Below are 25,709 nucleotides of genomic sequence, written 5' to 3'. Positions count from 1 at the left end.
CTCATTTGCAAGCTATTCAAAAGATGTCGTTACTTAAATGATGCCCATTTCTTTTCCTACTTTTTCATACTTAAGAATTGCTTCATCTAACATTTCTTTCGTATGAGCTGCTGTAGGCATATTACGAACGCGCCCTGTTCCTTTTGCTACAGTTGGGAACACGATAGATTTTGCGTATACCCCTTCTTCATTTAGACGTTTACTAAATTCTTGTGTTAATACTTCGTCCCCAATGATACAAGGTGTAATTGGCGTTTCACTTTCTCCAATGTTAAAGCCAAGTTCTTTTAATCCTTGTTTCAAGTAGCGGCCATTTTCCCATAAGCGATCGTGTAACTCTGTGCTTTCCATTAAGATTTCAATTGATCTCATGCAAGCTGCTGCATCAGCTGGTGTTAATGCTGTAGAGAATAAGAATGGACGTGAACGAACTTTTAACCAGTCAATTAAGTTTTGTTTCCCTGCTACATATCCACCAATTACCCCAATTGCTTTTGATAATGTACCAATTTGGAAATCAACTTTATCAGAAAGACCGAAGTGCTTTACAGTTCCTGCACCTTTTCCAAGTACACCTGAACCGTGTGCATCATCTACGTATGTCATTAAATCTAACTCTTCTGCAATCTCAACAATTTCTGGTAGTTTTGCAACATCTCCATCCATTGAAAAGACACCGTCTGTAATTACCATTAATTTATTGTAAAGACCTGATTCTTTCGCCGCAATTGCTTTTTGGCGTAAATCTTCCATATCCGAATGTTTATAAACAATAATTTTTGCTTTTGATAGACGACTACCATCAATAATAGAAGCATGGTTTAATTCGTCTGAAAGAATTGCATCATTTTTATCCATAACAGCTGAAATCGCTGCCATATTACAGTTAAATCCTGATTGATAAGCAATTGCTGCTTCTGTATGTTTAAACTTTGCAATTGTTTCTTCTAACTTAATATGCAAATCTAAAGTACCGTTAATTGTACGAACAGCCCCTGCTCCAACACCGTACTTATGAATAGCACCAATTGCTGCTTCTTGCAAACGGCTATCTGTTGCTAATCCAAGATAGTTGTTTGAAGATAAGTTAATATATTCTTTTCCGCCAATTGTAATGATCGGTCCATTTGAACTCTCAAGCGGATCAATTACGTTATAAAGCCCCTTTGATTTTAAATCCTCTAAATTTTCTTCTAAAAATTTCGCAAGTGTTTTACTAGACATCGTGAAGCCTCCCATCGTTCATGTAAGCGGATTATTGTCTTAATAGTTCTAATAATCCCTCTACTAGCTTAACACGTTTTCAGAATTTATTATAGAAAAATAGTTTAAAGTAACCGCTTACAATTTTAGATTATATATGATTCATTACAATAAATCTATTATTTACTTTTCATATTTGATAGAATTAAAAAAATATTTCGGGAGGTTTCAAACATGGCATTTACAGAATCTGATGTATACAATAACACAGCATTTTTCGAACAATATATGAAACGAAGATACCGAGAAAATAGCCCAAATGAATCCATTGAAAAACCAGTATTCTTTCAGCTCATTGGTCATGTACGAGGAAAACAAATTCTCGATTTAGGCTGTGGTGATGCTAAGTTTGGCGCGGAATTATTAGAAAAGGGATGCTACTCTTACACCGGCATTGAAGGCTCCGAACTTATGTATGAAAAAGCTAAAAAACAACTAGAAAATAAAAATGGATCTGTTCATTTTTTAAACCTCAAAGATTATACCTACCCCTCTTCCACTTTTGATTTAGTAACATCTAGACTCGCCTTACATTATATTGAACATCTTGATGCCATTTTTCAAAATGTGTTTCAAACTTTAAAAACAAATGGCACCTTTACCTTTAGCGTTCAACATCCCGTTATTACTTCTTCGTTTGAAAGCTTACAAACAAGTGGTAAAAGAACGAGTTGGCTCGTCGATGATTACTTTAAACTAGGCAAACGGGTTGAACCATGGATTGACCAAGAAGTTATTAAATATCATCGTACAACGGAAGATTATTTCACATTATTACAGCAAGCTGGATTTACCATTACATCATTAAAAGAAGCTACACCAAATCCAACCTATTTTCAAAATGAAGAAGAGTATAAACGTCGCTTACGTATTCCTCTCTTCCTCTTATTTTCTTGTACCAAATAAAAAAACGATGAATCACTCATCGTTTTTTTATCTCATTACCTGAGCAACTTCTTTAACTACACGTCTTCCTCTTCCGTGAGGTATACAAAGCGGTGTTCCAAACAACGGATCCGTACTAATTTGACACTCCATTCGGAATACATCACGTACTAGTTTCTCATCTACCACTTCTTCAGGTTTACCTTGTGCATATATTTGTTTATCTTGAATGGCTACAATGTTATCTGCATAGCGACATGCTAAATTTAAATCGTGTAATACCATGACAATTGTTCTTTGTTCTGTTTCATTTAATTCGAATAATAAATCTAGCACCTCAATTTGGTGAGTCATATCTAAATATGTAGTAGGCTCATCCAGTAAAATAATATCTGTATCTTGTGCAAGCGTCATTGCAATCCAAGCACGTTGTCGTTGTCCACCTGAAAGAGCATGCACATCACGCTCAGCAAATTCTGTCATACCTGTTGCTGCAAGTGCCTTCTGTACCATTTCCTCATCTTTTTCTGACCACTGTTTCAGCCATGTTTGATATGGATAGCGTCCTTGTTTTACAAGTTGCAATACTGTAAGCCCTTCAGGTGCTTGCGGTCCTTGCGGTAAAATTGCCATTTGACGAGCAATTTGCTTAGTTTGCATACTTTGAATAGCTTGATTATCTAACAAAATGTCACCAGTTGTTGGCTTTAATAATCTAGCTAGTGAACGTAATAAAGTTGATTTCCCGCAACCGTTGGAACCGATAAAGATTGTAATTTCACCTTTTGGAATTTCTAAATTCAACTCATCAATAATAATTGTTTCACCATAAGACAACGTCAAACGTTTCGTCTCCAATGCTTTTTGCATATTCATCTCCCTTTATGAATTCCGACTTTTATAAAGTAAATAAATAAAATAAGGTGCACCAATTGCTGATGTAAATACCCCTGCTGGAATTTCAAGTGGTGTGAAAACTGTACGCCCAATTAAATCTGCAGCAAGTACTAGAATTGCACCAACAATAGCTGCAACTGGGAGTAATGCACCGTATAAAGAACCAACTAGCCTTCGTGAAATATGAGGTGCCATTAAACCGACAAATCCAATTCCTCCGGCGAAGGCAACTGCTCCCCCAATTAAAGCCGTACTAAGTAATAACATGAATACGCGTGACTTCGTTAAAGGAACACCAAGTCCTACCGCAATATCATCCCCTAGCTCTTGCGCATTTAAATGTCTAGCAGCTATAAATGATATTACCGTTAAAATGAGAACCCACGGTGCAAGCACCATAACGTTTTGCCATGAAGAACCATAAACAGTACCTGTAATCCATACATTCGCTTGACTCGCTTGATAAATTGGTGCTAACAACATAAACAAAGTCGTTGCCGCTTTCGTTAATGCCCAAAACCCCACACCAATTAAAACAAGACTAATCGGCGATAACCCGTCATTTCTCCATGCAAATAAATATACAAAAAGCGCCACAATCGTTGCCCCAACAAAGGCTGCTAACGGCATATAATGAATGCTTACAGTTAGCGCATTATTTTTATCACTAAATATAGCTAAAAACAATACAACTGCAACACTTGCCCCGCCCGTAATCCCGATGATATCCGGAGAAGCAAGTGGATTTCGAACGAGACCTTGTAAAATACATCCTGCTACAGCAAGCGCAATTCCTACGAGGATGGCAATTAAAATACGCGGCATACGAAACTTATTTACAACCATATTTGACATCGCATCGCCATTTCCAGTGATCGCTTGCCATACATCATAAGGAGCAATTTTCATGTCTCCCATACCTGCGCTCGCAAAGAATAATCCTATTAAAACAACTAGTAAACTTAACAAGACGAGACAAGCTCGTTTATACATTAAAAACGAGAGCTCACCTTTTCCTATACGAAACGGAATATATCTCTTCATTTGCTAAGCCCTCTCTTACGTGCAATATAAATAAAGAATGGAGCTCCAATAAATGCTGTCATAACTCCTACTGGTACTTCTTGTGGCATAATGACATATCTTGCTGCTATATCAGCCAATATTAGTAGTATTGCACCTAACAATCCGCTATAAGGCACTCTCCATCTGTGGTCAACTCCAACAAGAAATCTCGCAAAATGCGGAGTAATAATTCCAATAAATCCAATTGGGCCAGCAACCGCAACCGAACCACCAGACAACAGTACAATAATAAGTAACACGAATGATTTCATTAAAATTGTTCGTTGTCCAAGTCCTTTCGCGACGTCTTCTCCCATCATCAATGTATTTACTTTCCCTGCCATCATAAGAGATGCAATCCATCCTATTAATAAATATGGGAATACAGATTGTAAAATTTCTAACTTTCTCCCTTGCACAGATCCAGCAAGCCAAAATAATACCTCTTCAAGTGCTTTTTCATTTAACACAAGTAATCCTTGTGTTAATGATGAAAATAACGCACTAATTGCGACCCCTGCTAACGTTAACTTAAGAGGAGTAGTTCCTTCTTTTCCTAAAGAACTAGAAGCAAATACAAGTACAGCTGCAACCGCCGCTCCTAAAAAGGCAATCCATGTGAAAGCTGATAATGATGTTACTGAAAAGATTACAATTGCTACAACTATGAAGAACGCAGCACCTGAATTTAATCCAATAAAATCTGGAGAAGCAAGTGGATTCTTAGTTAAAGTTTGCATAAGACAACCAGCAATGGCTAAACTAGCACCAACACTAGCTGCAATTAACGCCCTAGGCAGACGTACATTTTGAATAATAATATGTTCATTGGAACCGTTAAAATGGAAAAAAGCATCCAATGCTAGTTTCCAACTCGTATTTGTATACCCGAAAATAATACTTCCCCAAATACAAATAACGACTGCAATGATTCCAACAAATAATCCAATCCATTTTGCTCGATTTGTTTTTAATAACATGCAGCGTTTCCCCTTCAATGTATAATGATACGTTGTTAGTGTATTTCAACTTAATTCTCATTGTCAACGGAAATGAGAATTATTTTCACCCATATGTATTGACAATCAAAAGATAAAGGCTTAATATCATGCTTGCTATTGAAAAATATTCTCAACATGTAGGGGGTACATAATGAATTTCATGCGGAAGAAATCGTTTACAGTATTTGTATTTTTACTAGCATTTTCAATGCTTTTAAGCGCTTGTGGAAAATCAAATAACAAAGAAGAATCTACAAAAGAAGATAATAAAAAAGAAGTGGTTACTGTAGAACATGCAATGGGTAAAACAGAAGTTCCTGCTAATCCAAAACGTGTAGTTATCTTAACAAATGAAGGAACTGAAGCTTTACTTGAATTAGGTGTGAAACCAGTTGGTGCTGTAAAGTCTTGGACTGGTGACCCATGGTATCCACATATTAAGGATAAAATGAAAGATGTAAAAGTTGTTGGTGATGAAGGACAAGTTAACGTTGAAACAATTGCTTCTTTAAAACCAGACTTAATTATCGGTAATAAAATGCGCCACGAAAAAGTGTACGAACAACTAAAAGCAATTGCACCTACCGTGTTCTCAGAAACATTACGTGGTGAATGGAAAGATAACTTCAAATTTTATGCAAAAGCATTAAATAAAGAAAAAGAAGGTCAAAAAGTTGTAGCTGATTACGAATCACGTATAAAAGATTTAAAAGGCAAACTTGGCGATAAAGTAAACCAAGAAATCTCTATGGTTCGTTTCATGCCTGGTGATGTTCGTATTTATCATGGCGATACATTCTCTGGTGTTATTTTAAAAGAACTTGGATTTAAACGTCCTGGAGATCAAAATAAAGATGATTTTGCAGAGCGTAACGTATCTAAAGAGCGTATTTCTGCTATGGATGGTGACGTATTATTCTACTTCACATTCGATAAAGGAAATGAGAAAAAAGGATCTGAACTAGAAAAAGAGTATATAAACGATCCTCTATTTAAAAATTTAAATGCAGTAAAAAATGGTAAAGCATACAAAGTTGATGACGTTATTTGGAATACAGCTGGTGGCGTAATGGCCGCTAACCTACTATTAGATGACATCGAAAAACGCTTTGTTAAATAATATTTCCTTAACCAGCTCCCTTCTGTGGAGCTGGTTATTTTTCAATTCACTTAAATGTCACATTATTTCGTTTTGTATTTTTATTCCCAATATGTTATATTGAGAAAGTAAATAGAATATATTTTCTTTATATCAGAATAAATGTTTTAATCTAAATTTTCTGATTAATCACTATTTTATTTTCTTTTAGAATTCAATTATTACATTTGAAAACGCTTATCATCTCGTTTTCAGGGCAAAATACAGTAACGGTCGAAGAAAAATAGAACTTTTTCAGAAATTTTCTTTCTATTTCCATATAATTCTATTGACTTCTAAATATTTTGTAAATTAAAATGATTACATAAATATCCGTTATACAGGATTAGGGGGAAACAAAAATGGATGCAGCTTTAAAATTAGACAAAGCTGGAGAGCAACAATCACCAAAAAAACATCCACCAGGGTTATACTTGTTGTTCTTTACAGAGGCGTGGGAAAGATTTAGTTATTACGGAATGCGTGGCTTATTAGTTCTTTATTTAACAACGAGCTTAGTAAGCGGCGGTTTAGGATTTGATAAAGCAGTTGCAGTTCAAATTTACGGTATTTTCACAATGTTAGTATACTTCACACCTATTATTGGTGGTTGGTTAACTGACCATTTCATTACGAAGCGACATGCCATTACTATTGGTGGTATCATCATGGCAATTGGTAACTTTGTATTATTCTCAATGAACACAAAAACTGGACTTTTCTTAGGATTAGGATTATTAGTTATTGGTAACGGATTCTTCAAACCAAATATTTCGACTTTATTAGGTCAATTATATAGCGAAAACGATTCTCGTCGTGATAGTGCCTTCACTATCTTCTACATGGGGATTAACTTAGGAGCTCTTATCGCTCCATTCATTTGCGGTTACTTCGCAGATTATAGATACGGTTTCTTAACAGCTTGTATCGGTATGATTATTGGGCAGCTTGCCTTTAATTTCTTAGCACCTCGTTACTTAGGGTCTATCGGAACAACTGTTGTAGGAAAAAAATCTAAAGAAAAAAATGCAAAAGCAATTGAGAAAAAACCTTTAACAACACAAGAGAAAAAACGTACTGCTGCAATTTTAATTTTAACTTGTTTCGTTGTATTCTTCTGGGCAGGATTTGAGCAAGCTGGTAGTTCTTTAACACTTTACACAGATAAGTTCGTAGATCGTACAATTGGTGGATTTACAATTCCAACACCTTGGTTCCAATCTGTAAACCCACTATTCATTATCTTACTAGCATTACCTGTTTCTGCGTTATGGATTAAGCTTTCAAAAACAAAAAATGGCGATTTGAAAATCCCAACAAAAATGGCATTAGGTATGATTTTACTAGGGATTGGATATTTAGTTCTAACTTTAGCTGTTTTAAAAACTGGTAGCGATGAAGGTAACATTACAATGAAAGCAAACTTACTATTCATTGTATTCACTTACATGTTCCACACAATCGGTGAGTTATTCTTATCACCAATCGGATTATCTATGGTAAGTGCAATCGCTCCTGTTAAATTAGCATCATTATTAATGGGTGTATGGTTAGCTGGTACTGGCTTCGCAAACTTATTAGCAGGACAATTAGCCGCTTTCACTCAATCTTTAGGATATTTAGAAGTATTCGCAAGCATCGGTATTATCGTAATTGTACTGGGATTAGTACTTCTTATGTTCTCTAAGAAAATTGCACATATGATGGAATAACAAAAAGACGCTTCTAAAATTAGAAGCGTCTTTTTTATTACTTCTCCTCTAAAGCTGTCACGTCCACATGAACGCTCTCACCAGGATTAGATACATCATACACTTGAGCACTCCCCTTCTGCTCATCACAGCTCTCAATCCATACTGGTACGCCCTCATATGTAACGTCAATTCTACTTGAAGAAGATAAGATTTGTTTCACACGTTTCACATCCATACTACTATCCCTCCTTTTGCTTACTACACTCCTTTTTATTTTTTCTTTTCCTTTTAGAATATATTCCGTAAGGCAGCATGTTGATTGATAGTCATTTCTTCCTAACATGCTAATATTTACTCTCTCGCTACCTTTCTGACAAATAAAAAAAGACGTATATTCTACACGTCTTTTTCCATAATATTCAAATTTTAAGAAAATAATGTTTTTACTACCGCACTTACTTTATCATTATGGATTTGATAATACACTTCTAATCCTCGTCTTTCAAAGCGTACTACTTTATTTTGCTTTAACTTCGTTAAATGTTGTGAAACAGTTGATTGTGGAATTTCTAATACTTCCTGTAGCTGTGTTACATTACATGTTCCTCTTTGCATAAGTTCCATTACTAGACGTAGACGAAGTGGGTGAGCTAACGCTCTTAACATTTGTACATCTTCTTCTGAAATACGACATTCGAATTGATTTTGGCTCATAAAGTTCCCCTCATTTTCGTTTTTATTTGCGTTTTTATGTTCTTTTTATTTATTTATATATCTGTTCTTATATTTCCTGTTACGACATAACTTTATCAACCTATAAAGCCGAAAAATTTTTCCATCTTCATCAGCAAAAATTCAGGAAAAAATCCTTGCTGATTTTGAATATTATACTATATGATATAACGAAAAAGCAAAATAATGGCCTACGAATACTTTGCTTGCAAACGTTGTTTTATCAGGCTTTTTGTTATATTTTCACCTCATTGAAATGCACAGTAACGGTATTGTAAAATACCGTCTATAATTGATAACCTATCGTAATGTAGTTGAACTATAATTAACCTCTTTGTTACGCTAAAAGGAATTTTCAGTAAAAAGAGATGATGTGATATTAAAAATTTGTTTCTTATTTTTTATTCGTATTGCAAGCGGTTGGATTGTTGTGCAAAACTTCCTATTAAATCCACTCACCGTTCCCCCCACTAGATCAAATAGGACAGATAATTGCATATATCAAACTTTATACTTAATATAAAAGACTTCATCTAATATACGCCTATAAGGAACATGCCATCTGAATAAGCAAAATAATATGCACATAGTTTATACAGCACACTTAAATTCATTTGAGTGTGTTTTTTGTCTACTTTATGAACAAAGCTTTTCTTTTAACACTATTATGGAATAATTATACTTTTTTACGTTGACAATAGTGTTGAAGGAGAATATACTAAGCATGTAAGTTGATTGTGAATAGTTTCACAAATAATGTGAATTTCTTCACATATAATAGATAGGAGTTGTCATTATTATGAGTACTTGGACACAAATTTATGACCCGTTAAACAATATTTGGTTATCTGCACTAATCGCAGCACTTCCAATCTTTTGTTTCATCATTTGTTTAATGGGATTCAAAATGAAAAGTTACATGGCTGGTCTTTATAGTGTGATTGTCGCTATTATCCTTGCAATATTTGTTTATAAAATGCCAGCAACAGTAGCTGTAGCATCTGCCGGATTCGGTGTTTTATCTGGATTTTATCCAATTTGTACTATCGTTATCGCTGCAATTTTCCTTTACAAATTAACTGTTAAAACAGAGCAATTCAATATTATTCGCGATAGTATTTCAAGCATTACAAATGATCAACGTTTACAAGTATTATTAATCGCTTATTCTTTCGGTGCTTTCTTAGAAGGCGCAGCTGGTCTAGGGGTTCCAGTTGCTATTACAGCCGCACTACTTGTAGGTATGGGCTTTAATCCATTAAAAGCAGCAGGTATTTGTTTAGTAGCTAATATTGCTGGTGGTGCTATGGGTGCTATGGGTATTCCAGTTACAGTACCAGCACAATTAACTCAACTTGACGCATTAACTATTGGTCGTCAAACTGTTCTTATTTTACCTTTCATTAGTGTTATCTTACCTTTCTTACTTGTTTCAATGGTCGATGGAATTAAAGGTATTAAAGAAACTTGGCAAGGTATTCTTGTAAGTGGTGTTTCTTTCGCTATTACTCAATTCGCTGTAACTTACTTCTTAGGCGCAGAACTTACTAATATTTTCGCAGCCGTTGTAAGTATGATCTCTCTTGCATTATTCTTACGTGTTTGGCAACCAAAATCTTCTACTAAAGAAGAAAAACAAGAAACTAAAGTATCACATACATTCAATCAAATTTTATATGCTTGGTCTCCATTCGTATTCTTAACTGCATTTGTAACAATCTTTAACTTAAAACCGATTAAAGCTTTATTTGCTCCAGATGGTGCGTTAGCAAACTTAGTATTTAACATTCAGTTCCCTGGTCTTCATAATGCTGTTATGAAAACTACACCAATTACAAAAGCTGATACACCTTTCGCAGCTGTTTTCAAATTTGATGTATTCTCTTCTACAACTACTGCGATTGTACTAGCAATTATCGTTTCACTTATCGTTTACCGCGTAAAAGGTAAAATGGTTAAAGAATTAATGATTGAAACAATGAAAGAATTAAAAGCTCCAGTATATACAATTTGTAGCGTTATCGCATTAGCTTACGTAGAGAACTACTCTGGTATGTCATCTACACTTGGACTTGCATTCTCTTCTACTGGTAATGCATTCCCAATTCTTTCTCCAATCTTAGGATGGATTGGCGTATTCATTACAGGTTCAGTAGTTTCAAGTGGTTCTTTATTCGCACCACTTCAAGCAGTAACAGCAGACCAGTTAAACATCGTTCCTTCTACACTCGTTGCCTTAAACGTAGTAGGTGGTACAATGGCAAAAATGGTTTCACCACAATCTGTAGCAGTTGCTTGTGCCGCAGTTGGACTAGTTGGTAAAGAATCTGCTCTATTTAAAACAGCAATGAAATACAGTTTAATCTTCTTAGCTGTTATTAGCTTACTTCAATTAAACGCTGTATTTAATATCTTTTAAAAATAAAACACCGATCCAAATGGATCGGTGTTTTTCACATTACATTTCTTTATTTTTTAATAAAGAAGCTCCAGCAATTTCAGGGTGAGTCATTTCGAATGGATCTAAAATAATATCCAATTCCTCTTCTGTCAGTACACCATGCTCTAAACATAACTCCCTAACAGATTTTCCTGTTTCAATCGCTTCACGTGCAATACGAGATGCTGCTTCATAACCAATATGAGGATTAACTGCTGTAATAATTCCAACACTTTTCTCAACATATTGCTTCAGCAATTCTTCATTTGCTGTAATTCCTTCAATACAATATTCACGGAATACACGGAATCCATTATTCATAATACTAATAGATTGAATTAAATTAAATACAAGCACAGGCTCCATTACGTTTAACTCTAATTGTCCCGCTTCTGATGCTAGGCAAATTGTATGATCATTTCCAATTACTTGGAATGCGACTTGGTTAATCACTTCTGCCATAACTGGATTTACTTTACCTGGCATAATCGATGAACCTGGCTGACGTGCTGGCAATTGAATTTCAGCCAACCCAACACGTGGCCCAGACGCCATAATACGAAGATCGTTTGCAATTTTAGACATGTTCATCATACATACTTTAAGTGCTGCAGATACTTCTGTGTATGCATCTGTATTTTGCGTTGCATCAACTAAATGCTCTGCACCAACAAGTGGGAACCCACTAAACGTTCTTAAATGTTTTACCACCTGTTCAATATACGTAGGATTTGCATTTAATCCTGTACCAACAGCTGTCGCCCCCATATTCACTTCATATAAATGTTGACGAGACTGTTTAATTCTTTTTATATCGCGCGCAAGCACTCGGCTATACGCTTCAAATTCTTGTCCAAGGCGAATTGGAACTGCATCTTGTAAATGTGTGCGTCCCATTTTAATAACGTGATCAAACTCTTTTGCTTTTTTACGAAAAGCAGAATGAAGTTCTTCCATTGTAATAAGAAGCTTTTCTAACATCATAAGAGTTGCAATATGAATCCCTGTTGGAAACGCATCGTTCGTTGATTGGGCCATGTTCACATGAGTGTTTGGGCTAATTTTCGCATACGCACCTTTTTCATATCCCATACGTTCTAACGCTCTATTCGCAATTACTTCATTTGTATTCATATTAATAGAAGTTCCGGCTCCGCCTTGAATAGGGTCCACGATAAATTGATCATGAAACTTTCCATCAACAATTTCTTGCGCTGCTTCTGCAATTTCATGTCCAATGTCTTTAGCTAAGTAACCAGTATCTATATTCGCAAGTGCCGCCGCTTTTTTCACAATTGCCATTGCTGTAATGAGTGATGGATGAATGCGATATCCTGTAATTGGGAAGTTTTCTACAGCACGTAATGTTTGTACACCATAATAAGCTGCACTTGGTACTTCTTTTTCACCTAAAAAATCTTTTTCTATACGTATATCCTTCGTTGCTATCATTTTTATCACCTATACTTTTTCATTCTAAATCCTTATCCAAAAAATCCGCCCTCTAAAAACACGAGTATCATTCAGAAGAATTTTTCAGTATCCACCTTCACTATATAGTACCTTTTTTGAAAGCGCAAACATTTATTTTTCTGTATATCCTTTTTATTAAAGTTTATAGAAAATCATTCTCCTACTTTCCTTATTTCCACTCGTTTAATTTGATGCATATCCTTTTCAAGGACTTTAAAATAAAAACCGTGTTTCTCAATAATATCTCCTTCAGCAACGATTTGTTTTTGTACCATAATCCAGCCACCAATTGTATCTACATCATCAGCAATTAAATGTATGCCAAGCAAATCATTTACTTCACTAATAAGCACTTTTCCCTCTACGATTTTATAGCCTTCACTTACATGCTCTATAGGTGGATTCTCATCTTCATCGTATTCATCTCGAATTTCTCCAACAATTTCTTCTAAAATATCTTCTAGTGTAACAATCCCTGCTGTACCACCATATTCATCATACAATACAGCTAATGGAATGTGTTTTCTTTGCATTTGTAATAGTAAATCATGAATTGGAATATTTTCTAGCACTTCAATAACTGGCCTTGTATATGGCATAATCGAGCACTCCTCGTCCCGATTACCATCCATATAACGAATAAATAAATCTTTTACATTAACCATCCCAATAATTTCATCTTTATCTTCACCAAATACAGGATATCTCGTGTACTTTTCTTGCGCGATTACTTTAATATGTGTTTCAAATGGTTCGTCCTCATATAAGCCTACAACTTCCGTACGAGGTACCATAATTTCTTTTGCTACTCTATTATCAAATTCAAAAATATTATTTACATATTTAAATTCCCTTTGGTTAATCTCTCCGCTCTCATAGCTCTCAGATAAGATTAACCTTAATTCTTCTTCTGAATGAGCTACTTCATGTTCAGAAGCTGGATGTAATCCGAATAAACCAGTTACAACCCTCGCTGAACCATTCAAAGCCCAAATAAACGGATACATAACTCGGTAAAAATAAATAAGTGGTTTCGATAACAATAAGCTAACTTGTTCTGCTTTTTGTATAGCAAATGTCTTTGGAGCAAGTTCCCCAATGACAACATGTAAAAATGTAATTACTGCAAAGGCAATAATAAATGAAACTGTACTGGAAATTGTAGGTGAGAATTGCAATTTTAAAAACAACGGCTCGAGTAAATGTTTAATGGTTGGTTCCCCTAACCACCCGAGCCCTAAAGCAGTAATTGTAATACCTAGCTGACAGGCCGATAAATATTCATCTAAATTTGTAGTTACCTTTTTAGCGGCCAGTGCACCTCGTCTTTTTTCGCTAACGAGTTGATCAATACGACTGCTACGTACCTTAATAATTGCAAATTCAACAGCCACAAAAAATGCTGTTAACCCAATAAGAATGACTACCATCAATAATTTTAAAATATCCACATATGCTCTTTAGCTTTCTTAGCTAAAGTTACACCTCCTTTTAAAAAGAAGTTTCACTTTAGTTTCTTCAATTATTGGAAAGCAACTCTATATAAAATCCACCAATTTTCAAACCTCATACAATTCTAAAGGTAAACCATCAGGGTCTTGGAAAAAGACGAATTTCTTCCCCGTTATTTCATCAATACGGATCGGTTCGGTCTCAACACCACATTGATTTAAATGCTTCACAGCTTCTTCTATATTTGTAACAGCAAATGCTAAATGTCTAAGACCGGCTGCTTCTGGAAAACTTTTGCGCTCAGGCGGATTTGGAAATGAAAATAATTCGATTTGATACTCTTCTCCTACACATAAATCTAATTTATAAGAATCTCGTTCCTTTCTATATACTTCATTCATTTCTTTAAACCCTAATATTCTAGTATAAAAATCCTTTGACGTCTCATAATTCGAACAAATAATTGCAACGTGATGCACTCTACATATATTCATACTCTCTCTATTCCTTTCTTTACCAAAGATGCATATTCTCCCTTGAAATGAAAAACATATATAGCAGAATATCTCTTTTAGGGGGCTTACCATGAAATTCATTACTTTTTTCGTCGGATTAATTGTTGTTTTCTTGCTCGCTTATATTGCTAGCAATAATAAGAAGCATATTAAATTTAAACCAATTTTTATCATGCTTATTATACAGTTAATTTTAACCTATTTACTATTAAATACAGAAATCGGCCTCATACTTATTAGAATCATTTCCAGTTTGTTTACAAAGCTACTCGAGTATGCTGCTAATGGAATAAATTTCGTATTTGGTGGTCTTGCAAATAAAGGTGAAATGCCATTTTTCCTTACTGTATTATTACCAATCGTCTTTATTTCTGTTTTAATTGGTATATTACAACATTTCAAAATACTACCATTTTTCATTCGTTGGATCGGGTACTTTCTTAGTAAAATAAATGGTCTTGGGAAATTAGAATCTTACAACGCTATCGCTTCTGCCATTGTCGGCCAATCAGAAGTTTTTATTACAGTGAAAAAGCAATTAGCTCAAATTCCAAAACACCGTCTTTATACACTTTGTGCCTCCGCTATGTCAACCGTATCTATGTCTATCGTAGGTGCCTATATGACAATGATTGAACCTAAGTATGTAGTAACTGCACTCGTTCTCAATTTATTTAGCGGTTTTATTATCGTACTCATCATTAACCCTTACGACGTTAAAGATGACGAAGATATTTTAGAAATCAAAGGTGAAAAACAAAGCTTTTTTGAAATGCTTGGAGAATATATTCTTGATGGTTTTCGTGTAGCCATTGTTGTCGGCGCTATGCTCATCGGATTTGTCGCATTAATTAGTTGTATTAATGACTTGTTCCTCATTATATTCGGTATTACGTTCCAACAATTAATTGGCTACGTATTTGCACCTATCGCATTCCTTATCGGTGTACCAAGCTCTGAAATTGTAGCAGCTGGTAGCATTATGGCAACGAAGCTTGTAACGAATGAATTTGTCGCAATGATGGACCTTAGTAAAATTTCTAATAGCCTTTCTCCCCGTACAGTTGGTATTATTTCTGTTTTCCTTGTATCTTTTGCCAATTTTTCTTCCATTGGTATTATTTCAGGTGCGGTAAAAGGACTAAACGAAGAACAAGGAAACGTTGTTGCGAGGTTTGGCCTTAAATTACTATATGGAGCTACTCTCGTTAGTATTTTATCTGCAATTATCGTAAGCATTATGTTGTAATTAGGTAAAATTTTATCATTTTCTTATCCCTATCTTTTGTATACAATAACGAATAGGTGTCTTATAAAGTGAAACTTTAATCAGAGTGGGGCTATCCCCACTCTGATTATTAGCCTTCATCAATCGGGTATTTACGGGCAGTTATCTCCCACCTAACTTCATTGTATTCACTGGACTTTGAGGTGGGCGTTTTACTGCTCGTTAATACGGGATAAATAATCAAGACATCTATTTTTTATACATGTACAATCGCTTTTATTTAGCGTAAAATATTTTTTATGTGTTTGAATACACTTCTAAATGTATACACTTTGATAGTTTTAAAGGAGAAAAAATGATGAAATCCGACACGAACAACGATACGCGAGCCAAAAAAGGACGCTCAAAGAAAAAACGCCTACTTTGGTTCCTTCTTATTCCATTACTAATTGTAGCACTTGGAGCAGGAGGCTACTCCTTCCATATATACAGTAAAGCAAAGTCCGTCTTAAATAATGCTTATGCTGAACTAGGTCGAGGAGAAAAGTCCAGTAAACGTGAAAAAGCTGTTAAACCTATGACCGACAACATTTCCGTACTAATTATGGGTGTTGATGAAAGTGATATTAGGGAAAAAGATTATGGAAAAGCAACTCGAACAGATGCGTTATTACTTGCAACAATTAATAAAAACGATAAATCCGTTAAACTTGTAAGCATTCCACGTGACTCACGCGTCTACATTAAATCACGTGATAAATACGATAAAATCACACATGCGCACGTATTCGGTGGTGTAGACAGCACAATTGATACGGTAGAGAACTTTTTAGATGTTCCAGTTGATTATTATGTAAAATTCAATTTTAAATCCTTTATTAAAATTGTTGATTCTCTTGGTGGCATTACTGTGGACGTTCCAGTTGAATTCACAGAGCAAAATAGTAAAGATGAAGCAGATGCAATTCATCTAAAAAAAGGACGTCAACATTTAAATGGAGAAGAGGCACTGGCACTAGCTAGAACTCGTCACATCGATAGTGATTATATGCGTGGCCAACGACAACAGCTTGTATTAGAGGCCATTGCTGAAAAGGCACTATCTCTTAATTCCATTAATAAAATCGGTGGCCTACTAGACGCTGTCGATAAAGACTTAAAAACCAATTTAACTTTTGATGATATGATGACAATTACAAAAAATTCAATGGATTCAAATTTAAAGATGGAAAAAATGCAAGTAGAAGGTACAGATAAATATATAGGTGGTATTTATTATTACGTGCCAAATGAAAAAAGCGTCGATACTATTTCAACTACCCTTCAAAAACATCTCGGTGTTACGAATAAAAATGAACATAAAAAATTATAATAAAAAGGCTGCTAGATCATTCTAGACAGCCTTTTTATTATATTTTTCAACATATTTTTCATACACATTGTGACAAGAAGTGACAATTATTACAGTTATGTAACATTTTTTATGAAAACATTACACACACAGTGAAAATAATAGTATACTAGTACGTACATAATGTTATTTTCATCATTTTTATACAAAAAATGTAATACATATATTTATACATAAATTTCTGGGGGGAAATAAATGAAGCTAAGTAAAATACTGATTGGTTCTGCAATTGCTGGGGGCATATTACTTTGTGTAGGCGGTGTTGGGGGATATCAATATGTATCCAAATTAAATAATCAATTAGATACTACTGCATTACCAAATACTACATTTGAAGGTATTTCTCTCGATGGAAAAAATAAGAAAGATATTCAAGCAATTATTAATCAAAGGGTAACTGAATTAGATCAAAAATCCCTTACCTACATATTCCAAAACGATAAACAAACTTACACATGGAAAGATTTAGGGGTAAATTATAAAGAGAAAGATATTATTGACAAAATCTTCAAAGAACAAAAAGGAAACGTAATGAATCGTTACAAAATGCGCAAGCAAGCTGAAAACGGTGAATTAAAACGTGACTATAAATTAACACCACAATTAAATGCAACAGCTTATGAAACCTTTATAAAAGATAAATATAATGAAACATTAAAAAATCCTGTTAATGCAGAATTAAGCATTGAAGGCTCAACAGTAAATGTTAGTCAAAGCCAAAACGGAGAAAAAATTGATAAAGGAAAACTAAACAGTTTAACAAACGAAGCTATTACTACTGGTAAATCAGATGTTACATTACCAGTTACATTCATAAAACCAGAACGTTCTACAGAAGATATACAGAAAATGGGTATTAAAGAAGTCATTGCTGAATATTCTACTCCAATGGCTGGCCGTAACGGAAATCAATCATTTAACGTAAATAAGTCAGCTAATACTTTAAGTGGGGTTATTGTGGCACCTGATGAAACATTTAGTTTTAACGGCCGCGTTGGCGTAACTGATGCTGCACATGGTTACAAATCTGCAGCAGTATATTCACAAGGTAAAGTAATACAAAGTGCAGGCGGAGGAGTTTGCCAAGTCAGTAGTACTTTATACAGCGCAGCTTTAAGGGCTGATTTAGGAATTGTTTCTCGAAGCAATCATTCTATGCCAGTAAATTATTTACCACTTGGGCAAGATGCAGCAGTAGCAGATTATGGTCCAGATTTAAAATTTAAAAATAATACAGGCAATCATATTTATATTCAAGCATTTTCAAATGGAGGTAGTATTACTACACGCATTTTCGGTACAAATACTGGTAAAAATGTTGAAGTTTCTTCTCAAGTAATTAGTAGGACTAGTGATAAAATCACAGCGGTTACGTATAAAAAAGTAACACAAAACGGGGAAGTAATATCAAATGGACAAATTTCAAAAAGTGTATATAAAAGCGCCCCAAAAGAATAGATAATATCAACCGAATAACATAAAGAAAAAGGCGTGATTAAATCACGCCTTTTTCTTTTGCAGTAATAGTAAAAAAGTTTCAAGATGGTCTTTCGTTTCTTCTAAAGACCACATACGATTTCCTTGCTTCGCAGCTAATACACACGCCTCTTCCCACGCGTTCTTTTTCTTCATATTTATTAATTCATCACGTAATTTCAAAACAATTTCTTCGTCTTCTTGTTCAATAAACTCTTCCATCACGCTTACTATTTCATCCTCATGAATACTTAACGTACAGTACGATTTAAGAAAGTATTGTAATGTCATATACATAATGTACTCCCCCTTCTTATTTATCAGATGGATAAGAAGTAATAATCTTAAACCCTAATTCCCCTGACTTATCTCTTGCTAAAACAGTAACAGTTTTTACCAACTTGTCTTTTACACTCATATTTTTCTTTATTACCGTTTTTCCAACAGGGAATGAATGAGTTGTATTTACTACGAGACGAGCCTCTTTAGAATTTTTTAACCAATCTTGAATTTCCTTGTCATGTTGCTTCAAGCTATCTTTTACAGCTTTCGTCGCTGTTTCTTTATCATAGTATGTACTTGCGGCTGACACTTTATCTGTCTTCAAGCGATTCTTCAAATCCTCTTCTGACTTGCCTACATGTCTTTCAATCGTATGACCATTTTTAGGTGGTCCTTCCATTTCATCTAAAATATTATCACTAATTTTTTCTACCGATGTAGCTTGATTACCTGTCTGTTTCTCTGTTTTTTGTTCTTTTCCTGCACATCCACTTAAGATCAGCATTAATGCCAATAAGCTACTGAAGAAAAGACTACTTATTCGTTTCATCATATCACCTCTTCCATGATTATTATCGCAACTTCACTAAAAGTCAATTTCACAACGAAAAAATCTATCAGTTTTCATTTTTTTCATCTATTTTTCCATATTTACCCGCGCAATTTCATCAACCCTCTATTTTTCGCCTTTTATAATATATACCCCCTATATTTTATAATTATTTCCCGAATAAAATCACCAATAATATAATTATAAAACCCTTTTATAAAAAGGGTTTTATACTGTTTTTCAAAACGATTTAAAATACCCCTATTTTTATATACCTAATACCTATATAAGGTATCAAGACCCCTTCTTATCAACGTTTTTCTACATTATGTAAATTTTCCCTTGCCTATACAATCGAAATATGGTGTAATGCAAAAAAAGATAAAGGATTTTAAACAATGGCTGAAACGATTCAAAATTTCTTAACAGAATACTATTCAATCGCAATTCCACTTAGTATCTTAATTAACATCATCATTAGTCTTTTAGGTGTTATTCCTAGCATCTTTTTAACCGCCATTAATATACAGCTCTTCGGTGTAACAAATGGCACAATCATTTCGATCACAGGTGAGGCCTTAGGGGCTATTATCTCGTTTTATATTTACCGCCTGGGCCTTCAAAAGTTCACTCACGATAAAGTAAATAAGTACCCAAAGGTAGAGCGTCTTCTTTATGTAGAAGGTAGAGAGGCCTTTCTACTCGTTCTATCGTTTCGATTGATACCTTTCATCCCATCAAGTATCGTGACTTTATTTGCAGCTCTAGGGAAAATGTCATTACTCTCCTTCAGTATTGCCAGTACAATAGGTAAAATACCGGCCTTATTGATTGAAGTATATTCGGCATACCAAGTCATGAACGGAACAAATGAAGCGAAGTGGGTTGTAACAATCGCAGGCGTTATTGGATTGTTTTATTTGTGGAAAAAATGGAGAAAAAAATAAAGAAGGAGCCTATGCTCCTTCTTTATTTTTGAGGTATTTTATTACTAGCTCTTCCTTAAAGCCTTAGTTTACACCAACAGCACTAAATGATTGCTTAACTGCTGCTACTTCAGCAGAATTTGCACCATATAAGTCTGCAGCAGCTTGTACTGCACCAGCACGAGCTTGACTAAATGTAGTAGATTGCGTGAAATACTGTGTATTTGCACGGTAGTAAATCGCACCTAATTTATCTTTACCGATACCAGTTACAGTTACACCATAATGCGTACCACCATTTGCTAATAAATAAGCTTGTTTATTAATAATGCCGCTGTTTGTATGAACACCACCGTTATCACTTGAACCAGTGTAACGCTTAGAATAATGGTCTGGATCACCATACTTCGTAGGATCACTCATAGAGCGAAGTGCGTCTCCTGCTTTACCAGGTGTGTAAATATCTTCACCAATCTCCCAATCCGGGTTACGGTTATCATAGAATTCTACTAAAGTACCAAAGATATCAGAAATCGCTTCATTTAAAGCCCCAGATTCATTTTGATAAATTAGATTTGAACTATTTTCCGTAACAGCATGCGTTAACTCGTGACCAATTACATCAATTCCACCAGATAATGAAGTAAACGTTACACCATCACCATCTCCGTATACCATCTGTGATCCGTTCCAGAATGCATTGTTATAATTACTTCCGTAATGAACTGTCGATTTTAACGGTGCTCCTGCATCATTAATAGAATTTCTATTAAACGTAGCTTTATAGTAATCATATGTTTTACCTGCATAGTAATGAGCATCTACTGCTGCTGCATCATACGCTGCATTGAAAACATTATCTGCATCTGCCCATAATGTTCCTGGTAATGTTGAACGGTTTTTCGCATCATATGTGAAAATCGTTGCCCCGCGTGTATTATCTTGTAAGTAGTAAGATGATCCAGATAACGTTGTATTAAGCGACTTCGTATCTCCTAATACACCTTTACCAGTTCCTACTTTATTCGTTCCTGTTACAGGCTTTACAACAGCTTTCGCATCCTGTTTAGGAGCCTCTTGCTTAACTGGTGACTTATCATCATTCGTCACATGATCAATTGTATTAAACTTATTTAATACTTTACCGCTGTCTGCCTCAATGAAATAGTAGTAGTTTCCTGGGCTTGGATCTAAGAAGTTTAGATTTACAACATATGCATATGTTGTTTCCTCACCGTTTTGATATACATATAAGTCCGCTTTTGGTTCTACTTCATATTTCGGTGTTACCCCTAAATCTTGCTGCGCGATTTCAATTGCTTTTGCGCCTTCAATCTTATTTTTATTTTTCAACTTTTCCTTTTTGTCTAAATCAGGTGCAACTGTTCCAGACAATACTTTTAAAGAACCGTCTTTACTTACGTGAGCTACTTGAGTAGAACCCCATACAGGCACTCCTTCGTAAACTTGTTGCATACGTACTACTGTTGAATCAGTTACAGCATCTTTCTTCACTTGTTTCACTTTGAAAGAATCTTGTGCACTCTTTTCCCCTAGCTTGTAATCACCTTTTGCTGCGTTTAAGTAATCAAACACAACAGATTCTGCTTTCTTGCCAGTTGCTTCAGTTAGATCACCAGAAATAAACTCAGGTGACTGCACCGTCTCATTGTACTTCTTCGTAGAGAGCACATTTTTAGAATCCGCAAATGCAGAGCCTGTCCCTCCAAACGTTGTAACTGCCATTCCTGTCGCTAACACTAACGCTAAACTTTTCTTTTTCATGAACCTTCCCCCTAATAAAAATTTTTTTTGAAAAAGAGTAGTTTCATATTAGCATTATGTTTCCACTATTAATATACTAAAAATTCAAATAATTTTTTTCTCAAGTTTTGTAGAATTTTGAGGAACAAATATTGAAAAACCCCTTTCCTGTTGGAAAGGGGTTTCTGTTAAGAATTTATTAATTCTACTACTTTTTCTCCTTGACCATAAATATCCGATGTCCAAGCATATTGCGGTTCCAATACCACTAATACAGCTACCAAAGCCAAAGCACCAATAATTATTTTTTTCATATTATTTTCCTCCCTTTTCTTCTAATAAATTAATTGCTAATTTATAGTAGTTATTACTTTCCTTAAATTCTAGTAATTCCTCGTGATATCCTGCTAGTTCTAAATACACCATTTTTAATTCCTTTTTATTTTCTTCGCCTCTAAAAAATGGGATTGCCTCAACTTCTAAAAATCTTTTATAAACATCTTTCGTTTCAAAGTATTTATTCTTAAGCATTGAAAGTATATATAGCATACTTTTATACTTTTCATCCCTCTTGGCAACATCTATCCCTTTATTAATCCAATCTTTCGCTTCTTCAAATTCTTTTAATTCAATACACTGCAAAGCGATCTCATACACTGCATCAATATAATTTAAATCCTCTTCCTTTTTGTACTTTAGGCATTGTAAATAATAATCTTTTGCTTTTGCATAATCTTTTAAGTTATAGTACAAGAAGCCTAAATTATTTAAAGCAATAGCTGTTATACTTTCTTTATCAGCAAAAGAATTTGCTTCCCTCAAAATATTATTATAAATAGATAGTGCTTCATTATATTGCTTTTTTTGTATATAACTCAACGCAATAAGTAACTGGCAATTTATCACATAACGGAATTTATATTCATTCTTAAATCCTTCCATTGCTACATTAGCAAAATGTAAAGTCATATGTTCAACTTCTAATTCATTATAAACAAGAGCCAAATTGAAATATATTCCATTCTCATGATAACCTTGTTCCTTTGCCATTACTTCTGTTCGAGTCAAATACTCCAATGCCTTCTTATATCTATGTTGTAAAAAATAATATAACCCTTTGCTATACGTATATAATAATTTTTGGAATGGTGAATACTTTTTGTACATCTTCTTTAAGCTCTCTAACTCTTTTTCGACAGCAGGAAAATCCCTTTTCATAATTAAATAACGTGTATACAGCAGTTTATAATAATTTATAATTTCAAAATCCAACACATGCTTCATTTCACCTTGCAACTCTTCATATATACGTTCTACTTGTTGCTTGTCTAAATGAACTAGTGCATTCAACCATTCATCCAGCTTCCCCTTCACATCTTCTTCTACATCCCTCAAATCCGTCACGGCAATTTCTAATCTTGCGCAGAGCAATTGTAGAATTTCTTCTGATGCTTCAATCTTTCCATTTTCAATCTTACTTAAGTATGAGACAGAACAAATGCCCTGACATAATTCTTCTTGTGTCATTTTTTGCTGTAGCCGTTTATAAAAGACTTGTTTGCCTATTTTTTCTAATGTTTGTTGCATTGTCCTCCTCCATTCTCATTACCCCCATTACTCTAATAATACATAAAATCTGGAGAAATATAAATTGATAAATATAAATTTTCTAAAAAATATGCATAATTTCATTTTTTTCTCTCTTGACTTCACATCAATATCTCTTCTTTGCTACGAATGGTGAAAAATTGGTATACTATAACCAAATTATGGAGGTGTTCTCGCGATGACTCATTATAAAGACGATAGTTATGCCTTACATACAGACCTATATCAAATCAACATGGCTTATACATATTGGAAAGATGGTATTCATAATCGCCGTTCTGTTTTTGATTTATATTTTCGAAAGCTTCCATTTGAGAACGGCTACGCTGTTTTTGCTGGCCTTGAGAAAATTGTAGAGTACATAGAAAATTTCAGTTTTACTGAAAGCGATATCGCTTATTTAGCAGAATTACAATTTGAAGAAGAATTCCTTCATTATTTACAAAATATGAAATTCACTGGGACGATTCGCAGTATGCAAGAAGGCGAAGTTGTATTTAATAACGAACCTTTATTACGTGTTGATGCACCACTTGGTGAAGCACAAATTATTGAGACTGCCCTCTTAAATATTGTGAATTACCAAACATTAATTGCCACAAAAGCAGCACGTATGAAACATGCTGCAAGTAATGATGAGCTTTTAGAGTTCGGCACAAGACGTGCCCATGAGTTCGATGCTGCCCTTTGGGGGACGCGTGCTGCCTTTATTGGTGGTTTCTCCTCTACAAGCAACGTTCGTGCTGGGAAACGCTTTGGGATTCCTGTAGCTGGCACACACGCTCACTCTTTCGTTCAAGCATATCGCGATGAATACGTCGCGTTTAAAAAATACGCTGAAACTCATAAAAAGTGCGTCTTTCTCGTTGATACATATGACACATTGAAATCTGGTGTTCCAAATGCGATTCGTGTTGCAAAAGAATTTGGGGATCGTATTGATTTCTATGGCATACGTCTTGATAGTGGTGATATGGCTTATTTATCGAAAAAGGCACGAAAACTATTAGATGAAGCAGGGTTTACAAATACAAAAATTATCGCTTCTAGCGATTTAGATGAATACACAATTATGCACCTTAAATCTCAAGGAGCAAAAATTGACGTATGGGGCGTTGGGACAAAATTAATTACGTCCTTTGAGCAACCTGCATTGGGGGCTGTTTACAAACTAGTTGCGATTGAAGATACTGACGGAAAATTAAATGATACGATTAAAATTTCATCTAACCCTGAAAAAATTACCACTCCAGGACTGAAACGAATTTATCGTATTATCAATCGGGTAAACGATCATGCAGAAGGCGATTATATTGCATTAGATTCTGAAGAACCTGGAAAAGAAGAGCGCTTAAAAATGTTCCATCCAGTTCACACATATATAAGTAAATTCGTAACAAACTTTGAAGCCCGTGAACTGCATAAAGATATTTTCGTTAACGGTGAAAGAACATATGAACTACCAAGTATATTAGATATTCAAAAATATAATGAACAGAGTCTCTCTCTATTTTGGGAAGAATATATGCGAACTTTAAATCCTGAAGAATACCCTGTCGATTTAAGCCAAGAGTGCTGGGATCATAAAATGAATTACATTCAAACAGTTCGAGAACAAGTCGAAAAAAACATACAAAAGTAAACAGAGAAGTTTCCCCTTCTCTGTTTTTTCAATACTATATGGATATTTGTAAAAAATATATTAAAAGAATAAGACGAATGTATTTTATTTGTAAATTTCAATATAACGCTATTTAAAAGTAAAATAATATTTGGTATTATTTTATTGAGTCAATTTCAACAAAATCACCAATAAAAAAGAGGACGCGGGTTGGTATTATCCCCTATAGGTAGACAGTAAAAAAAGAGTCCATCTGATATGATGGACTCAATACTGTTTTATCTGGAG

Annotated in this window: 23 protein-coding genes; 9 read left to right on the top strand and 14 right to left on the bottom strand. The window is 34.6% G+C overall.

Going from position 1 to position 25,709, the window contains the following annotated elements:
- Window positions 1-33: 33 nt before the first annotated feature.
- On the bottom strand, window positions 34-1,224 hold the full coding sequence (locus tag AB6801_RS25850; RefSeq protein WP_000095905.1) for a glycine C-acetyltransferase: 1,191 nt from the start codon (window positions 1,222-1,224) through the stop codon (window positions 34-36).
- A 213-nt stretch (window positions 1,225-1,437) separates the two neighbouring features.
- Between AB6801_RS25850 and AB6801_RS25845 the strand changes: the two genes are divergently transcribed.
- On the top strand, window positions 1,438-2,169 hold the full coding sequence (locus tag AB6801_RS25845) for a class I SAM-dependent DNA methyltransferase (RefSeq protein WP_061655586.1): 732 nt from the start codon (window positions 1,438-1,440) through the stop codon (window positions 2,167-2,169).
- 27 nt (window positions 2,170-2,196) lie between these two features.
- Here the strand turns inward: AB6801_RS25845 and AB6801_RS25840 are convergent, their stop codons facing one another.
- From AB6801_RS25840 to AB6801_RS25830, 3 genes are read right to left on the bottom strand one after another with little or no spacing between them, the layout of a single operon-like run.
- A complete protein-coding gene (locus AB6801_RS25840; RefSeq protein ID WP_001167963.1) occupies window positions 2,197-3,018 on the bottom strand; it encodes an ABC transporter ATP-binding protein in 822 nt (273 codons plus the stop codon).
- Window positions 3,019-3,030: 12 nt separating this feature from the next.
- A complete protein-coding gene (locus AB6801_RS25835) occupies window positions 3,031-4,089 on the bottom strand; it encodes a FecCD family ABC transporter permease (RefSeq protein ID WP_097999479.1) in 1,059 nt (352 codons plus the stop codon).
- The gene (locus tag AB6801_RS25830) at window positions 4,086-5,090 is read right to left on the bottom strand and encodes a FecCD family ABC transporter permease (protein WP_000925232.1); all 1,005 of its coding nucleotides are present in this window, start codon (window positions 5,088-5,090) and stop codon (window positions 4,086-4,088) included. The genes AB6801_RS25835 and AB6801_RS25830 overlap by 4 nt, the downstream gene beginning before the upstream one ends.
- A 172-nt stretch (window positions 5,091-5,262) precedes the next feature.
- Here AB6801_RS25830 and AB6801_RS25825 point away from each other — a divergent pair, with 172 nt between their 5' ends.
- Together AB6801_RS25825 and AB6801_RS25820 are read left to right on the top strand one after the other, a co-directional pair.
- Window positions 5,263-6,231 carry an ABC transporter substrate-binding protein gene (locus AB6801_RS25825; RefSeq protein ID WP_001010274.1) on the top strand — a complete coding sequence of 323 codons (969 nt, stop codon included), beginning with the start codon at window positions 5,263-5,265 and terminating at the stop codon, window positions 6,229-6,231.
- A gap of 380 nt (window positions 6,232-6,611) precedes the next feature.
- The gene (locus AB6801_RS25820) at window positions 6,612-7,961 is read left to right on the top strand and encodes a peptide MFS transporter (protein WP_000338311.1); all 1,350 of its coding nucleotides are present in this window, start codon (window positions 6,612-6,614) and stop codon (window positions 7,959-7,961) included.
- Between the two features lie 37 nt (window positions 7,962-7,998).
- On the opposite strand, the gene AB6801_RS25815 is transcribed toward AB6801_RS25820, so the two are convergent.
- Window positions 7,999-8,178 (bottom strand): acid-soluble spore protein H, encoded by a 180-nt coding sequence (locus tag AB6801_RS25815; RefSeq protein WP_000382679.1) that lies wholly within the window; start codon window positions 8,176-8,178, stop codon window positions 7,999-8,001.
- Between the two features lie 191 nt (window positions 8,179-8,369).
- On the bottom strand, window positions 8,370-8,657 hold the full coding sequence (locus AB6801_RS25810) for an ArsR/SmtB family transcription factor (RefSeq protein WP_000081428.1): 288 nt from the start codon (window positions 8,655-8,657) through the stop codon (window positions 8,370-8,372).
- An 817-nt stretch (window positions 8,658-9,474) separates the two neighbouring features.
- Between AB6801_RS25810 and AB6801_RS25805 the strand changes: the two genes are divergently transcribed.
- Window positions 9,475-11,094: an L-lactate permease gene (locus AB6801_RS25805; protein WP_000109103.1), complete on the top strand. Its 1,620-nt coding sequence runs from the start codon at window positions 9,475-9,477 to the stop codon at window positions 11,092-11,094.
- Between the two features lie 39 nt (window positions 11,095-11,133).
- On the opposite strand, the gene aspA is transcribed toward AB6801_RS25805, so the two are convergent.
- The 3 genes from aspA to gloA2 form a co-directional block, all read right to left on the bottom strand.
- Window positions 11,134-12,567 carry an aspartate ammonia-lyase gene (gene aspA, locus AB6801_RS25800; protein ID WP_000562129.1) on the bottom strand — a complete coding sequence of 478 codons (1,434 nt, stop codon included), beginning with the start codon at window positions 12,565-12,567 and terminating at the stop codon, window positions 11,134-11,136.
- A gap of 173 nt (window positions 12,568-12,740) precedes the next feature.
- Entirely contained in the window at window positions 12,741-14,039 is a 1,299-nt protein-coding gene (locus tag AB6801_RS25795; RefSeq protein WP_061655584.1) for a hemolysin family protein, read from the bottom strand.
- A gap of 108 nt (window positions 14,040-14,147) precedes the next feature.
- On the bottom strand, window positions 14,148-14,534 hold the full coding sequence (gene gloA2, locus AB6801_RS25790; protein WP_001017679.1) for an SMU1112c/YaeR family gloxylase I-like metalloprotein: 387 nt from the start codon (window positions 14,532-14,534) through the stop codon (window positions 14,148-14,150).
- 91 nt (window positions 14,535-14,625) lie between these two features.
- Here gloA2 and AB6801_RS25785 point away from each other — a divergent pair, with 91 nt between their 5' ends.
- The 3 genes from AB6801_RS25785 to AB6801_RS25775 all read left to right on the top strand — a co-directional run bounded on the left by AB6801_RS25785 (window position 14,626) and on the right by AB6801_RS25775 (window position 18,652).
- The gene (locus tag AB6801_RS25785; protein ID WP_000668870.1) at window positions 14,626-15,804 is read left to right on the top strand and encodes a NupC/NupG family nucleoside CNT transporter; all 1,179 of its coding nucleotides are present in this window, start codon (window positions 14,626-14,628) and stop codon (window positions 15,802-15,804) included.
- 334 nt (window positions 15,805-16,138) lie between these two features.
- Window positions 16,139-17,155 carry an LCP family protein gene (locus tag AB6801_RS25780; RefSeq protein WP_001986019.1) on the top strand — a complete coding sequence of 339 codons (1,017 nt, stop codon included), beginning with the start codon at window positions 16,139-16,141 and terminating at the stop codon, window positions 17,153-17,155.
- 234 nt (window positions 17,156-17,389) lie between these two features.
- Window positions 17,390-18,652 carry a VanW family protein gene (locus tag AB6801_RS25775; RefSeq protein ID WP_000777364.1) on the top strand — a complete coding sequence of 421 codons (1,263 nt, stop codon included), beginning with the start codon at window positions 17,390-17,392 and terminating at the stop codon, window positions 18,650-18,652.
- Between the two features lie 42 nt (window positions 18,653-18,694).
- Here AB6801_RS25775 and AB6801_RS25770 read toward each other — a convergent pair whose 3' ends face one another.
- Together AB6801_RS25770 and AB6801_RS25765 are read right to left on the bottom strand one after the other, a co-directional pair.
- Window positions 18,695-18,967, bottom strand: coding sequence for a hypothetical protein (locus AB6801_RS25770; RefSeq protein ID WP_000282019.1), 273 nt, complete (start codon window positions 18,965-18,967; stop codon window positions 18,695-18,697).
- A gap of 16 nt (window positions 18,968-18,983) precedes the next feature.
- Entirely contained in the window at window positions 18,984-19,502 is a 519-nt protein-coding gene (locus AB6801_RS25765) for an RNase A-like domain-containing lipoprotein (RefSeq protein ID WP_000822695.1), read from the bottom strand.
- 398 nt (window positions 19,503-19,900) lie between these two features.
- Here AB6801_RS25765 and AB6801_RS25760 point away from each other — a divergent pair, with 398 nt between their 5' ends.
- The gene (locus AB6801_RS25760; protein WP_044584122.1) at window positions 19,901-20,449 is read left to right on the top strand and encodes a TVP38/TMEM64 family protein; all 549 of its coding nucleotides are present in this window, start codon (window positions 19,901-19,903) and stop codon (window positions 20,447-20,449) included.
- 63 nt (window positions 20,450-20,512) lie between these two features.
- Here the strand turns inward: AB6801_RS25760 and AB6801_RS25755 are convergent, their stop codons facing one another.
- The 3 genes from AB6801_RS25755 to AB6801_RS25745 form a co-directional block, all read right to left on the bottom strand.
- Window positions 20,513-22,213, bottom strand: coding sequence for a M4 family metallopeptidase (locus tag AB6801_RS25755; RefSeq protein WP_000730369.1), 1,701 nt, complete (start codon window positions 22,211-22,213; stop codon window positions 20,513-20,515).
- Window positions 22,214-22,380: 167 nt separating this feature from the next.
- Window positions 22,381-22,506, bottom strand: a complete 126-nt coding sequence (locus tag AB6801_RS25750) for an NprX family peptide pheromone (protein WP_000720172.1) — start codon at window positions 22,504-22,506, stop codon at window positions 22,381-22,383.
- A gap of 1 nt (window position 22,507) precedes the next feature.
- Window positions 22,508-23,779 carry a helix-turn-helix domain-containing protein gene (locus tag AB6801_RS25745; RefSeq protein WP_001187937.1) on the bottom strand — a complete coding sequence of 424 codons (1,272 nt, stop codon included), beginning with the start codon at window positions 23,777-23,779 and terminating at the stop codon, window positions 22,508-22,510.
- 199 nt (window positions 23,780-23,978) lie between these two features.
- On the opposite strand from AB6801_RS25745, the gene AB6801_RS25740 reads away from it, so the two are divergent.
- On the top strand, window positions 23,979-25,442 hold the full coding sequence (locus tag AB6801_RS25740; RefSeq protein WP_000150184.1) for a nicotinate phosphoribosyltransferase: 1,464 nt from the start codon (window positions 23,979-23,981) through the stop codon (window positions 25,440-25,442).
- Window positions 25,443-25,709: the final 267 nt, after the last annotated feature.

Origin of the sequence: Bacillus sp. RCC_6_1, assembly GCF_041360755.1 — a bacterium.
GTDB classification, from domain to species: domain Bacteria; phylum Bacillota; class Bacilli; order Bacillales; family Bacillaceae_G; genus Bacillus_A; species Bacillus_A cereus.
The sequence above is the reverse complement of the archived record's forward strand: the minus strand, read 5'-3'. Positions and strand labels throughout refer to the sequence as shown.

Coding starts and splice junctions, on each gene's coding strand:
- AB6801_RS25850 (WP_000095905.1), bottom strand. CDS start 1,224: ATGTCTAGTAAAACACTTGCGAAATTTTTAGAAGAAAATTTAGAGGAT.
- AB6801_RS25845 (WP_061655586.1), top strand. CDS start 1,438: ATGGCATTTACAGAATCTGATGTATACAATAACACAGCATTTTTCGAA.
- AB6801_RS25840 (WP_001167963.1), bottom strand. CDS start 3,018: ATGCAAAAAGCATTGGAGACGAAACGTTTGACGTTGTCTTATGGTGAA.
- AB6801_RS25835 (WP_097999479.1), bottom strand. CDS start 4,089: ATGAAGAGATATATTCCGTTTCGTATAGGAAAAGGTGAGCTCTCGTTT.
- AB6801_RS25830 (WP_000925232.1), bottom strand. CDS start 5,090: ATGTTATTAAAAACAAATCGAGCAAAATGGATTGGATTATTTGTTGGA.
- AB6801_RS25825 (WP_001010274.1), top strand. CDS start 5,263: ATGAATTTCATGCGGAAGAAATCGTTTACAGTATTTGTATTTTTACTA.
- AB6801_RS25820 (WP_000338311.1), top strand. CDS start 6,612: ATGGATGCAGCTTTAAAATTAGACAAAGCTGGAGAGCAACAATCACCA.
- AB6801_RS25815 (WP_000382679.1), bottom strand. CDS start 8,178: ATGGATGTGAAACGTGTGAAACAAATCTTATCTTCTTCAAGTAGAATT.
- AB6801_RS25810 (WP_000081428.1), bottom strand. CDS start 8,657: ATGAGCCAAAATCAATTCGAATGTCGTATTTCAGAAGAAGATGTACAA.
- AB6801_RS25805 (WP_000109103.1), top strand. CDS start 9,475: ATGAGTACTTGGACACAAATTTATGACCCGTTAAACAATATTTGGTTA.
- aspA (WP_000562129.1), bottom strand. CDS start 12,567: ATGATAGCAACGAAGGATATACGTATAGAAAAAGATTTTTTAGGTGAA.
- gloA2 (WP_001017679.1), bottom strand. CDS start 14,534: ATGAATATATGTAGAGTGCATCACGTTGCAATTATTTGTTCGAATTAT.
- AB6801_RS25785 (WP_000668870.1), top strand. CDS start 14,626: ATGAAATTCATTACTTTTTTCGTCGGATTAATTGTTGTTTTCTTGCTC.
- AB6801_RS25780 (WP_001986019.1), top strand. CDS start 16,139: ATGATGAAATCCGACACGAACAACGATACGCGAGCCAAAAAAGGACGC.
- AB6801_RS25775 (WP_000777364.1), top strand. CDS start 17,390: ATGAAGCTAAGTAAAATACTGATTGGTTCTGCAATTGCTGGGGGCATA.
- AB6801_RS25770 (WP_000282019.1), bottom strand. CDS start 18,967: ATGTATATGACATTACAATACTTTCTTAAATCGTACTGTACGTTAAGT.
- AB6801_RS25765 (WP_000822695.1), bottom strand. CDS start 19,502: ATGAAACGAATAAGTAGTCTTTTCTTCAGTAGCTTATTGGCATTAATG.
- AB6801_RS25760 (WP_044584122.1), top strand. CDS start 19,901: ATGGCTGAAACGATTCAAAATTTCTTAACAGAATACTATTCAATCGCA.
- AB6801_RS25755 (WP_000730369.1), bottom strand. CDS start 22,213: ATGAAAAAGAAAAGTTTAGCGTTAGTGTTAGCGACAGGAATGGCAGTT.
- AB6801_RS25750 (WP_000720172.1), bottom strand. CDS start 22,506: ATGAAAAAAATAATTATTGGTGCTTTGGCTTTGGTAGCTGTATTAGTG.
- AB6801_RS25745 (WP_001187937.1), bottom strand. CDS start 23,779: ATGCAACAAACATTAGAAAAAATAGGCAAACAAGTCTTTTATAAACGG.
- AB6801_RS25740 (WP_000150184.1), top strand. CDS start 23,979: ATGACTCATTATAAAGACGATAGTTATGCCTTACATACAGACCTATAT.